This is a genomic window from Haloferax elongans ATCC BAA-1513, from assembly GCF_000336755.1.
Taxonomy (GTDB): Archaea; Halobacteriota; Halobacteria; order Halobacteriales; family Haloferacaceae; genus Haloferax; species Haloferax elongans.
On the sequence record NZ_AOLK01000012.1, the window covers coordinates 156698 to 168718 of the forward strand.

General features: G+C 63.6%; 12 protein-coding genes and 1 pseudogene. 9 read left to right on the forward strand and 4 right to left on the reverse strand.

Annotated features, from left to right (window positions below; translation table 11 throughout):
• Positions 1 to 102 precede the first annotated feature (102 nt).
• Positions 103 to 1383 (reverse strand): NAD(P)/FAD-dependent oxidoreductase, encoded by a 1281-nt coding sequence (locus C453_RS06170; RefSeq protein ID WP_008323381.1) that lies wholly within the window; start codon positions 1381 to 1383, stop codon positions 103 to 105.
• A gap of 94 nt (positions 1384 to 1477) precedes the next feature.
• Between C453_RS06170 and C453_RS06175 the strand changes: the two genes are divergently transcribed.
• The 4 genes from C453_RS06175 (at position 1478) to C453_RS06190 (ending at position 4891) form a co-directional block, all read left to right on the forward strand.
• Complete coding sequence (locus C453_RS06175; protein ID WP_008323382.1) at positions 1478 to 2647, forward strand: threonine synthase; 1170 nt, start codon at positions 1478 to 1480, stop codon at positions 2645 to 2647.
• A 100-nt stretch (positions 2648 to 2747) separates the two neighbouring features.
• A complete protein-coding gene (locus tag C453_RS06180; protein ID WP_008323383.1) occupies positions 2748 to 3452 on the forward strand; it encodes a metal-dependent transcriptional regulator in 705 nt (234 codons plus the stop codon).
• Entirely contained in the window at positions 3449 to 4144 is a 696-nt protein-coding gene (locus tag C453_RS06185) for a TMEM165/GDT1 family protein (protein ID WP_008323384.1), read from the forward strand. Before C453_RS06180 ends, C453_RS06185 begins: the two co-directional genes overlap by 4 nt.
• Positions 4145 to 4243: 99 nt before the next feature.
• Positions 4244 to 4891 carry a LysE family translocator gene (locus C453_RS06190; protein ID WP_008323386.1) on the forward strand — a complete coding sequence of 216 codons (648 nt, stop codon included), beginning with the start codon at positions 4244 to 4246 and terminating at the stop codon, positions 4889 to 4891.
• A gap of 71 nt (positions 4892 to 4962) precedes the next feature.
• On the opposite strand, the gene C453_RS06195 is transcribed toward C453_RS06190, so the two are convergent.
• The gene (locus C453_RS06195) at positions 4963 to 5835 is read right to left on the reverse strand and encodes an alpha/beta hydrolase (RefSeq protein WP_049907546.1); all 873 of its coding nucleotides are present in this window, start codon (positions 5833 to 5835) and stop codon (positions 4963 to 4965) included.
• Between the two features lie 157 nt (positions 5836 to 5992).
• Between C453_RS06195 and C453_RS06200 the strand changes: the two genes are divergently transcribed.
• From C453_RS06200 to C453_RS06215, 4 genes are all read left to right on the forward strand, one after another.
• The gene (locus tag C453_RS06200; RefSeq protein WP_008323388.1) at positions 5993 to 7039 is read left to right on the forward strand and encodes an NAD(P)-dependent glycerol-1-phosphate dehydrogenase; all 1047 of its coding nucleotides are present in this window, start codon (positions 5993 to 5995) and stop codon (positions 7037 to 7039) included.
• Positions 7040 to 7269: 230 nt separating this feature from the next.
• Positions 7270 to 7734, forward strand: a complete 465-nt coding sequence (locus C453_RS06205) for a GNAT family N-acetyltransferase (protein WP_008323389.1) — start codon at positions 7270 to 7272, stop codon at positions 7732 to 7734.
• A gap of 78 nt (positions 7735 to 7812) precedes the next feature.
• The gene (locus tag C453_RS06210) at positions 7813 to 8442 is read left to right on the forward strand and encodes a DUF420 domain-containing protein (RefSeq protein ID WP_008323390.1); all 630 of its coding nucleotides are present in this window, start codon (positions 7813 to 7815) and stop codon (positions 8440 to 8442) included.
• Between the two features lie 91 nt (positions 8443 to 8533).
• Complete coding sequence (locus C453_RS06215; protein WP_008323392.1) at positions 8534 to 9592, forward strand: glycosyltransferase family 4 protein; 1059 nt, start codon at positions 8534 to 8536, stop codon at positions 9590 to 9592.
• Positions 9593 to 9682: 90 nt separating this feature from the next.
• Here C453_RS06215 and C453_RS20980 read toward each other — a convergent pair.
• Together C453_RS20980 and C453_RS06225 are read right to left on the reverse strand one after the other, a co-directional pair.
• Positions 9683 to 10398 (reverse strand): annotated as a pseudogene (locus C453_RS20980) (plastocyanin/azurin family copper-binding protein).
• A gap of 174 nt (positions 10399 to 10572) precedes the next feature.
• Complete coding sequence (locus C453_RS06225) at positions 10573 to 11619, reverse strand: M42 family metallopeptidase (protein WP_008323393.1); 1047 nt, start codon at positions 11617 to 11619, stop codon at positions 10573 to 10575.
• 131 nt (positions 11620 to 11750) lie between these two features.
• Here C453_RS06225 and C453_RS06230 point away from each other — a divergent pair, with 131 nt between their 5' ends.
• Complete coding sequence (locus C453_RS06230; RefSeq protein ID WP_007545282.1) at positions 11751 to 12008, forward strand: MTH865 family protein; 258 nt, start codon at positions 11751 to 11753, stop codon at positions 12006 to 12008.
• Positions 12009 to 12021 lie beyond the last annotated feature (13 nt).

Sequence of the window (12021 nt, forward strand, 5' to 3'; positions counted from 1 at the left end):
TGTACAATAAGGCAACAACTACAAAAAACTAATTTAAAGTTTATTCGAGGGTCAGACTGGTAACGGTCGTTCGGTTTGTACGACGAGAAACCGGTTTCGGGGTCAGTTCGGGAGGTCTCGACGAATCGCGTCGGCCGCCTCCCGGCCACTTCGCATTGCGCCGTGAATCGACGACCACGCGGTGTAGTCACCCGCGAGATAGGTTCGGCCTGCCGGGTCGCGGGCGTCGGGAAGCGAGTCGTGAACGCCCGGCGGTTGGGAGAACTGCGCGAACGAGACGTAGTCGGTGTGGAGCAGTTCGAGGTCGTCGAAGTAGCGCTCGGGGTACCACGCTTCGAGCGTCCGGCGCGTCTTCTCGAACAGCGCGTCTTCCGACTCGTCCTGCACAGCAGAGCCCAAGAACGTCGCGTTCAGGAGTTCTGTCCCCCCGGGTGCGTACTCGGGGGCGACCGTCGAGAGCGGGACGATGGTGTTGGGGTCGGGGTCGGCGGCGTTGAGCATGATGCGTTTCCCGGCGTCGAGACCGCTGTCAGACGGAAGCGTGTAGTACTGGGTGACACATCCGCGCGCGTCGGTGGGAATCGACTCGACGCCCGTGAGTCGCCGGGCCTCTTTCGGGTCGGTCGCGACGACGAGCGCGTCGGCTTCAATCGACTCTCGCCCGGTCGTGACGACCGCACCGTCGGCGTCGCTCTGAATCGACTCGACGCGCTCGCCGAGGCGGAATGTCGCCCCCTCGTCGCGGGCGCTGTCGGCGAGTTGCTCGGGGATAGCCTGCATTCCAGCGGCCGGAACGGCGGTCGACCCGGTCGAGAGCATCTTGAAGGTGTACTCGAAGACGCGCTTCGACGTGGAGAGCGACCGGTCGAGCGTGATGCCGCCGTAGAAGGGTGCGACGAAGTGCTCGATGTAGTCCTCGGAGAAGCCCCAGTCGCGGAGGTGTGCCCGGGTGCTCCGGTCGGGACCGTCGAATATCTCGGCTTCGTCGCGGGTGCTCACGTCCTGTCTGAGCGCGAGCGTCCGAAGTTTGTCGCTCGTCGTGATTTCCGGGTTCCGAAGCGAGTCGAGGACGCTTTCGATGTCCCGAAGCGGGTCCGAGAGCACCGAGCGCCGACTCGGCCGACAGAGCGTCGCACCCGGGGTGAACCGCCGCAGGTCGAGGGCGTCGAGGTCGAGTTCACGCTGAACCGACGGGTAGTCGGTCAAGAGGACCTGAAACCCGCGGTCGAGTGTGAAGCCGTCCTTGGTCCGGGTTCGAACGCGACCACCGACGTCGTCACGACGTTCGACGACGGTGACGTCTGCCCCGTCGGCGGCGAGGTGGCGTGCGGCGACGAGTCCCGCGAGTCCCGCGCCAACAACCACGATGTGGCTATCGTCCATACCCCGTTTCTTGGACGGACGACACAAAGCCCCTGCGGGTCCCCGTCGTCGGCCGACGAGAAGGGCTTAGTCCCTCCCCCCGTAAGGGCCGCCTATGCAACCGTCCGACACGTTCTCCGGGCTGGAGTGTACGGAGACCGGCACCAAGTACGACGCCGACGTGACCGGTCGCAGCGAGGCCGGTGCGCCACTGGACCCAACGTACGACCTCGATGCGGTCGATTGGGACGCCGATACGCTCTCTGGCCGAGCGTTCGACTCGATGTGGCGATACCACGAACTGCTTCCCTTTTCGGACCCCGTGACCGCGAACGAGGGGGCGACCCCGCTGGTCGAAGCGTCCGCTCTCGGCAACGAGGCCGAAGTGGGAACGCTGCTCATCAAGGACGAAGGGCGAAACCCCACGGGAACGTTCCTCGACCGTGGATTCTCTCTTGCGGCGACCGCAGCCCGCGAAGCCGAGGCCGAGGTCGTCGCGCACGCCTCTCCCGGCAACGGTGCCCAGTCGGCAGCCTCCTACGCTGGCCTCGTCGATGTTCGCTCCTATGGGTTCGTCCCCTCGCGGACGCCGTTCCCGAACAAGGCGATGGTGAACGTCCACGGCGGCCAGATGAAAGTCGTCGGCGGGCGCTACCCGGACGCGCTCTCGGCGCTCCACGAGCAACTCAAAAGCGACTGGTTCACGCTTCAGGAGTTCGACAACCCGTACCGCCACGACGGGGCGAAGACTATCGCCTACGAAATCGCCGAGCGACTCGACTGGTCGGTCCCCGACTGGGTCGTCGTCCCGGCCGCGACGGGTGAACTCGTCTACGGCATCTCCAAGGGCTTCCGCGACCTCGCCGACCTCGGCCTCGTAGAAGACGTTCCCCGACTGGTGGCGGCGCAGTCTGCTGGCTGTGCACCTATCGCCACCGCGTGGGAGGCAGGAAACGACGACACCGAGGCGTGGAACCACCCGGACACCATCGTCGGCGAACTGGAGATTCCCGACCCCGAAGGTGGGGCGCTCGCACTCCGCGCTATCGAGGAGACAGGCGGTCTCGCGGCGTCCGTCAGCGACGACGACGCCCTCGAATCGGCAGTGACCGCAGCCCAAAAAGCGGGCGTCGAGGTCGGCGCAGCAGGCGGTGTCGCGCTCGCGGCCGTCTGGGACCTCACAGACGAGTTCGACGACGAAGACACCGTGGTCGTCGTCAACACCGAGTCGGGGTCGAAGAACGCCGACATTCTTCGGAGTCACCTGATGGGGCAGGGCATCTAACGACTACGACGGAAACTCCTCGAATCAGGCTTTCAAACCGGGGTTTCTCCCGTCACACTTCTCCATCAGGTATTTGTTTTAGACGCGTCTAATCCGGGGTATGTTGAGCGACGTGATGGAGGATTATCTGAAGGCAATTTACTCGCTTCAGATGGAACACGGCCCGCCGGTATCCACGTCAGATATCGCGGAGTACCTCGGGAAGACGCCCCCGACGGTGACGAGCATGGTCGGAAAACTCGAAGAACGGGGGCTGGTCGAACGCGAGAAGTACAAGGGGGTCGAGTTGACCGACGAAGGAGAGACCGTCGCGCTCGAAGTGCTTCGGCACCACCGCCTGCTGGAAGCGTATCTCACGGAACACCTCGATTACTCGTGGAGCGAGGTTCACGAGGAGGCCGACGCGCTGGAACACCACATCAGCGAAGAGTTCGAGCGGCGCGTCGCGGCCGCGCTCGGGAATCCGAAAGTGGACCCTCACGGCGACCCGATTCCGAGTGCCGACCTCACTCCCCCCGACTCGTCGGGTCTTTCGACGCTCTCCGACCACGGGGTCGGCGACACGGTCGTCGTCTGCCGAGTCAGCGACCGCAACCCAGAGGAGTTGGAGTACCTCTCCGAGGCGGGCATCACTCCGGGGACGACCATCGACGTGACCGACATCGCACCCTTTGGGATGGTCACGGTACGCGTGGTCGAAACCGAATCCGAACAGAGCCTTCCCGAATCCGTCGCTCGCACGATTCGCGTCCGAGAACCTGACGGCGACTGTCAGGGCGAGGACGAAGAGGTGTCTATGGCGTGACCTCGTGGGGAGAGATTCTCGTCGTCGCGCTCGTCGCTCAGTTGGCTGTGCTCCCCGGTGAGAAAGTCCAGTTTATCATCGCCGGACTCTCGACGCGATTCGACCCAAAGGTCGTCGTCGCGGCGGCGGCGTCGGCGTTCGCCCTCTGGACCGCACTCGAAATCGTGCTCGGACAGGCTCTCAAAAACGCTCTCCCACCGGTCGTTCTCGATTCGATTACAGCGATACTGTTCGGGCTCTTTGCCGTGTTGTTGTTTCGGGCTGCACCGTCCGGTTCTGGCTCTGCCTCGGCGACTGACGGCGGTTTGGTGGACGATGATTTCACGCCGACTGTCTTCGGTCACGAACTCACGAGCACCCGGTTCGGCGGGTTTTTCCCCATCTTTGCGATGATGGCCGCCGGTGAGTTCGGTGACAAGACGCAGTTGGTAACTATCGGACTCGCCGTGCAGTACGGCGCACACCCGGCAATCTGGTTCGGTGAGATGCTCGCAATCATCCCTGTGAGCATCGCCAACGCGTACTTCTTCCATCGGTTTTCGGACCGCTTCGACGAGCGCAAGGCCTACCTCGGTGCCGCAGCGCTGTTCGCCTTCTTCGCCGCCGATACGGTACTCGCCATCGTCACTGACTTCTCGGTGTGGGAGACGCTCGTCGGAACCGTCTCTGACGTGATTCTCTCGCTCATCTGACGCTCGGACGGGCCGGTTCCATTGCTTTCGCGTCATTTTTCACGGTTTCGCGCCCAAGAATAGTCGATGTCAACGCTCCCATCACTCGGTGCCGGGTTAGTGTTCGGCCTCGCCCTCGCGGCGCCTCCCGGCCCGATGAACGCAGTCATCGCCGAGGAGAGCGTCGTCCGCGGCTGGGCTGCCGGGGCGCGTGCCGGACTCGGTGCAATGAGTGCCGACGCGCTGTTTTTCGTGCTCGCTGCGCTCGGTCTCGTCGCCTTCGTCGAACAGTTTCCGACCATTCGCGGCGTGATGGTCGGCGCTGGCGGTGTTCTCATGCTCTACTTCGCGTACGGTGCTGCACAGGAGACGAGTACGACCTTCCGCGAGGCCGCCGACCACGACGCCGACAGCGCCGGATTCACGAAAGCGTTCGTGCTCGCACTGACGAACCCCTACCAGATTCTCTTCTGGCTCACTATCGGTGTCGGCTTGCTCGAAACCGGTACGGTCGACGTGCTCTCGCACATGCCCTACGTCGGCGCGTCGCTCACGAATCTCCTCATTGTCGAGACCGGGACGCCAGCGCTCATCGTCGGCTTCTTCGGTGGAATCGCTATCTGGGCGACTGGCTTCCCCGCAGCACTCGTCGCGGCCGAGCAGCGTGTCGATTCGTTCGCACCGGCGGTCGCGGCTCTCAGTGCCGTCGTCCTCGGCGGGTTCGGCGTCTTCTTCCTCTGGGACGCGATGCAGTCGCTCGTCCTCTGAGGCGCGCGTTTCGCGCTCGAAAGAGCGTCTTTTGCTCCAAAAGAAGAGCCGTCTGTTGCTTCTCCGCGAGGTTACGTGTCGCTGACGATGTCGTCAGCGATGGTGTCGAGGTAGTTTCCGTGGTCGTCGCCGACTTGACTCTCGACGTCGCGGTCAGTGTAGTTCGTGGCTGGCGTGTCGCCACTTTCGAGGCCGGTCTCTCCGAGTGCTTGGTCGAACTCGATGGTGTTGTAAACCCACTGGAGAACGTTGTCGGCCGCGTTGTAGTAGTTGTAGACGTGTCCGGCGCTCTCTTGGATTGCCTCGTACGTGTCACGGCCTTCCTCTTTTCCAGGCACCTCGTTGTCGGTGGCGGCTCCGAAGGGGTGCATCGTCTCGATTTTGTATCCCGAGTCGGCCCACGCGCTGCGACTGTCGAGAGTCCGAAGCGCACTGAAGATGACCTGTGCGCCGAGTGAGTGACTGGTGAACCGAATCGTCGTCTCGGGAGAGGCACGCTTCACGTCGAGTGCGAACTGCGCGAGTTTCCAACCGTTCTTCTGGGCGATTTCTTGGGCTTCGAACCAGCCGAACTCCCAGCCGTCGCCCTTGTCGCTGTCCCACGTGTACCCGACGACTTCATAGTCGTATCCGGCGTCAGTGAGTTGCGTGTCGGCCTTCGCTATCTTTTCGAGGGCGTCCTGTTCGGGGTTGTCGCTGTTTTTGTCCCACCCGTGAGCGAACACGAAAATCTCGGATGCGCTCCCGTAGTCGACGACCGGAACGTCACCGGAGGTGTCGTATCCCCGTGCGGTGTGGCCGGACGCGAGATTCGCGTCGTCGTCGAAGTGGTCGCGAGTCGAGATGTACGGCGTCGACGCGGCCGCCCCGGACGTGGCACCGAAGACGGTCAATCCTGAAATCGTTGCTGCTGTCGTCTTGAGGAATCGTCGTCTGCTTGCCATGGTATGCTTACCCGTATGATAGCGGATATCTTCTGTGCACACCGGAACATGATAAATCAAACTACGGTCTGATACACTGACTAATACACACATGGGCGCGGCTGGATACCCTCCCGAGACGAGAAACACTATGAACCATCGTGGCCGACTCTCGGCTATGTTCGACAAATCGACGTGGATCAAGCTCCCGCGGAACGTCCTGCAGGGCCACGGCGTGCTCGACGACCTCGCCGACGCGGTCGCCGACCTGTACCTCTCGGGCGACCCGCTTCTCGTCACGAGTCCGTCGCCCGAACGCATCGCGGGCGACCGCGTGCGGGCGCAGTTCGACAATGTCGCCACGGTCTCTCTGGACCGTGCGAGTTTCGAGTCGGTCGAACGAGTCGTCGAGGTCGGCCGCGAGCACGACGCGGGCTACCTCATCGCCCTCGGCGGCGGGAAGCCAATCGACGTGGCGAAGATGGCCTCTGACGAACTGGACTGCGGCTTCGTCTCGGTTCCGACCGCGGCGAGCCACGACGGCATCGTCTCCGGGCGCTCGTCGATTCCCGAGGGCGACACTCGCCACTCGGTCGCTGCCGACCCGCCGCTGGCGGTCGTCGCCGACACGGAACTCCTCGCGGAGTCGCCGTGGGAACTCACGACCGCCGGCTGTGCCGACATCATCTCGAACTACACGGCGGTCAAAGACTGGGAACTCGCCCACCGGCTGAAGAACGTCGAGTACTCCGAGTACGCGGGCGCGCTCTCGCAGATGACCGCCGAGATGCTCGTCCAGAGCGCCGACTCCATCAAACCCGGGCTCGAAGAGTCCGCGTGGATTGTGACGAAGGCGCTCGTCTCCTCCGGCGTCGCCATGTCAATCGCCGGGTCGTCCCGCCCCGCGTCGGGCGCAGAGCACCTCTTTTCGCACCAACTCGACCGCATCGCCCCCAACCGAGCACTCCACGGGCATCAGGTCGGTGTCGGCTCGATTCTAACCGAGTACTTCCACAGCGGCCCCCGCGGCGAGTGGCAGGACATCCGCGACGCACTCTCGACAGTCGGCGCGCCGACCACGGCAAACGAACTCGGTATCGACGACGAGACGGTCATCGACGCGCTCACGACCGCCCACGAGATTCGCGACCGCTACACCATCCTCGGCGACGGCGTCAGCGAGGACGCGGCCATCGAGGCGGCGACGATTACGGGCGTTATCTAGAACCCACCTTTTTACGCCTCGGGTCGCGGAGCGACCACTCGGCGCAAAAACCTGTCTTCGTGAGCGTCAGCGAGCGAAGGCTCGTGAGACGCGGCGCGTCTCACGGTGGAGGGAAAAAGCCACGAGACTCGGCCTCCGGCCTCGCTCGTGGTACAGCGCTTTCGTATCACACGACGTGGTGCTCTCGTGACCGGGTGAAGTCTAAAGGGCGAGCGTCGAGGGCACACAGTATGGAACTCGTCGAAGCCACCGCGTCGGACCTCGACGCGCTCGTCGAGCGCTGGTATTCACTCGCGAAAGCGATGGAAGCACACGACGAACTGAACGCTCTCGTCGCGGATGTCACCGAAAACGCCGACAGTGGCTTCCGCGCTCATCTCGACGACGAGGCAGTCACCGACTATCTCGTCGTCCATGAGGGCGAGACCATCGGGTTCGTCACGCTCCGCGAGGGCAACCACCCGTCCCGGCAGTACTCACAGTACCTTCGCATCGTGAATCTCGCTGTCGATGAAGCGTACCGAGACCGGGGTCACGGCACGGAGATTGTTGAACGAGTGAAAGACATCGCCCGCGACCGAGGGTGCGACCACCTCAAAGTCTCCTGTGAATGGCAAAACGGGGGTGCGCGCCGATTCTACCGTGACACGGGGTTCCGACCGAAGCAAGTCGACTTCGCACAGCCGCTGGAGTGAGTCGAGTCTTGTTGGTACTACTCTCAAACACCGTCCCGAACCCGAAGAGGCAAGACGGCCCCTTCCTAACCCCCGGCTATGGCAACTGCGAGCGCCGATAATCCGCTGAAGGAACACGCCACGGCTGTGACCGCCATCCTCTCGGTCGTCGGGTACACGGTCGTCGTCGGCACCTTCCTCGGGTGGGTCCCCGGCACTGTCTTCCCAGAGTTGTCGCTCGAACAGGTAAACCGCCTCTCGGACGCTATCGCTGCGGTGAACACGTTGAACGTCTTCGTCATCGCGATGGGGTGGCGCTGGATTCGCCGCAACGAGGTCCGAAAGCACAAGCTGGCGATGATAACGTCGTTCACGCTCATCCTCGTGTTCCTCGTGATGTACCTCACAAAAATCGGCGGTGGCGGCACCAAGGAGTTCGTCGGCCCGGCGTTCGCGAAATACCCGTACCTGGCGATGCTGGCGATTCACATCATCCTCTCTATCGTCTCGGTACCGGTGGTCCTCCACGCGCTCGTCCTCGGCTTGACGCACTCCGAGCGCGAACTCAGGACCGAGACGCCGCACCGGAAAGTCGGCCGTATCGCCGCGGGAGCGTGGTTGCTCTCGCTCGCGCTCGGTGTCGTCACGTACCTGCTTCTCAACCACGTCTACGGTTGGGAGTACGTCGTCTCGCGGGCGGCCGCACTCGTCGTTCCCGTCGTCGTCTGAGTGGGTTCCGGCGGTCGCCTGACCCGACAGCGACGGTCCGCCCAGAACCGAAAGCTGTGGATTTTTATTGCATCGCGTAGTGGCGGCGAATATGAGAGTCGCGCTCGTCTCGATGTACACGACGCACCACGAAGAGACGGGGGCGACGAGACGGACGCGACGGACTGCCGAACTGCTCTCTGACCGGGGGCACGAGGTGGTCGTCCTCTGTTCGCAGTGGTGGGACGGCGAGGTGCCGGAGTTCGAGCACCAGAACGTGACCTACCGCCGCGTGACCGAGTCGCCGTCGGTGGGTGCGTTCGCCTCGAAAGTCCCCTTCGTTCTCCGCGACGTTGCGCCCGACGTGATTCAGGTCACCAGCTACCCGCCGTCGCACGTCTCGGCGGTCAAGACCGCGGCACGATTCCTCCGAACACCGGTCGTCGCCGACTGGTGGAACCGCGACGACCGGGGTGGAAACCGGGCGTATCGGCGGGCCGCGAAGTCCCCCGACGCGGTCATCGTTCCCTCCGAGATGATTCGCACGCAGGTCCGCGAACTGGGCGCGTCGGCCGACGCGACGCGCCTCGTTCCCGAACCGCTCAACATGGGCCTCGTCCGCGACGCCCCTGTCAAGGAGGTCGCAGACGTGGTCTACGCCCGCGACCTCGACGAACACGCGAACGTCGAGAGCTTCCTGCTCGCACTCGCCGAACTCCGCGACAAAGATTGGAGTGCGGCCGTCATCGGCGACGGTCCCGAGCGAGGGACGGCCGAGCAGACGGCCCGCGACCTGCGCATCGACGACCGCGTGGAGTTCCTCGGCGAACTCCCAGCCGAGAAAGCGGTCCCGATTATGAAGGGCGCACACGTCTTCGCGCAGACGGCGACGGTCGAGCCGTTCGCGACGAACCTCCTGTGGGCGCTCGCGTGCGGGTGCGTCTGCATCGTCGAATATCAGGCGCGGTCGTCGGCCCACGAACTCGTCGAAGGCCGCGAACGCGGGTCGCTCGTCACGAATCCGCAGGAACTCGCCGACGAAATCGTCGCCGCCCGCAGATTCGACCACGAGACTGTCGACGATGACTTCGCTCACTACGACTTCCGTACCGTCGTCGACCAGTTCGAAGGCGTGTATCAAACCGAAATCGACGACTACGGCTTCTTCTGACGGCGCTCACTTTCCAGTAGAACGAAGCAGCGAGAGAGCGGGACAGCACCGCCGCTCGCGGTCAGTGATAATTGAAGAAAGACGGCGAGATTACTCGTCTATCTCGTAGTCGCCGCCGTACTTCATGAAGAAGTACGCGAGGCCGAGCGTCGCGACCATCGCGAACGAGGTGGCGACGCCGAGCGCCTTCGCACTGTCCGGGACACTCGGGAGGTTCGACCCACCGCCACCGCCACCGACCTCGACGGTCGCAACGTCGCCGCCGACGGCGACTGCGCCCTTCATGCCGAGTGCCTTGTGCGGTTCACAGAAGTACTTGGAGATGCCAGCGTCACCCTCTTCGAAGGTGTATTCGTAGGTCGTTCCGGCTTCGGCGACCGCAGCGCCGGAGTCGAGTCCTGCGGGGCCTTCTTCCATCTTGACGTTGTGGCCACCGCCCTCGCCGGTCCATTCCCACGTCACTGNGCAGCGCCGGAGTCGAGTCCTGCGGGGCCTTCTTCCATCTTGACGTTGTGGCCACCGCCCTCGCCGGTCCATTCCCACGTCACTGTCGTTCCGGGGTCGACCCAGATGCCAGCGGGAGCGAACGCAAGTGCGCCGCCGTTCCCCTCAGCACCAACCTCGATGGTGACTTCGCTCTGGCCGCGGAGGTCTTCGTAGCCCCCGTCGATACCATCGAGCCAACCGCCGAAGTCGGGTTCTTCTGTCTGCGCCGCGGCCGTACCCGAGGTGGCGGCAACCGCCGCGCCACCAGCGGCCGCCCCGAGGAACGCCCGCCGAGACATATCCACGTTGCCGTCGGTCATGTCCGGCGCTTGGTGTGGGCCTGTAGTGAATACTTTGGTTCTCGTCCGTCACCACCCACGGGGCGGACCTCAATTTACAGGGCAGCACCACCCGCCCGGAGAAAAAATCGCCGCAGTGTGCGTCGAGACCGTGTAGTGTGTGCCGAGACCGTACAGTGTGTCCGCGAACTCAGCTCAGAGCGTGTAGTCGAAGTCGCCCGTCTCGCTGTCGAGGAAGGCGGTCAGGAGGTCGATGTAGGCTTCGACGTCGTCTTTGTGGACGCTCTCTGTGACCGTGTGGAGGTAGCGCGTCGGCATCGAGATGGCACCGACGGGCTTCGCACCGTAGGTGTTCTGGAAGCCGCCGGTGTCCGTGCCGCCTGCGGGAAGCAGTTCCATCTGGAACGGGATTTCGTTCTCTTCGGCGACCGCGCGGAGTCGGCGGTGGACCTTCGGGTTCGCGATGGCGCTGGAGTCTTTGAGCTTGATGCCCGCGCCCTTGCCGAGCTTCGTGACGTGGTCTGCGGGGTCGAAGCCGGGGACGTCGTTCGCGACGGTGGTGTCGAGACCGAGCGCGAGGTCGGGGTCGAGGTCGACGCCGAGTGCCTGTGCGCCGCGGAGGCCGACCTCTTCCTGGACGGTCGCCGCGAAGTGGATGGTGACTTCGGGGTTCTCGATGCGCTTTGCGGCTTCGAGCATCGCGAACAGACAGACGCGGTCGTCGATGGCCTTGCCCGTGACGTGGTCGCCCATGCGGACGGTCGTCTGCTGCATCGTCACGAGGTCGCCGACGGACACCTTCTCTTCGACCGTCTCGCTCGGAAGCCCGAGGTCGACGTACTCGTCTTCGACCTTCGGTTCTTTCTTCTTCTGCTCTTCAGTGAGCGTGTGCGGGGGAACAGAGCCGATGACGCCCGTGAGGTCCTCGTCGCCGGTGTGGACGGTGACGCGCTGGGCCTTCAGCACGCGGGGGTCCCAACCGCCGAGTGCGTCGAGTTGGAGGAAGCCGTCGTCGTTGATGTGGCGGACCATGAAGCCGATTTCGTCCATGTGGGCGGCAACGGCGACTTCGTAGTCGCTGGACCCCTCGATGGTCCCGACGACGTTCCCCATCGCATCGACGCGAACGCGGTCTGTCGTCTCTTCGAGGTCTGCGCGTACGAGAGCGCGAATACGGTCTTCGTAGCCGGGGACGCCGCTGGTCTCGGTGAGTTCTTTCAGTTTGTCGAAATCGAAGTTCATGGTTGTGCATGATTTGCCACTGTAGATAAGTCCATCAGTCTCGACCGAACGTTCGTCACGTCCTAACAAACACCAAACGAGTTGTTGGTTGTTCCGGAACCCTTTTGGAGTTCACCACGGACGTAGCGTGTATGTCAGATGTCGAATCCCAGCTCCGCGAGCAGTTCATGGACGCGTTCGAAAACGCCAGCTTCCCGGTGAACAACCAGATGTCGCTCGTCCCCGCGCTCCCGAACGGTCCGGGCACGAAGTTCGAGGCTGGCGACACGACGATTACGGCAATGGAACTCGCCGCGAAGCTCGGCAAGCACCAGGACTTCCCGTACGAAGACGCCGAGAGTCTCGTCGACGACGTTATCGCGGGACTCAAGGAAGAAGGGATGATTTAATCACGGCACCCAC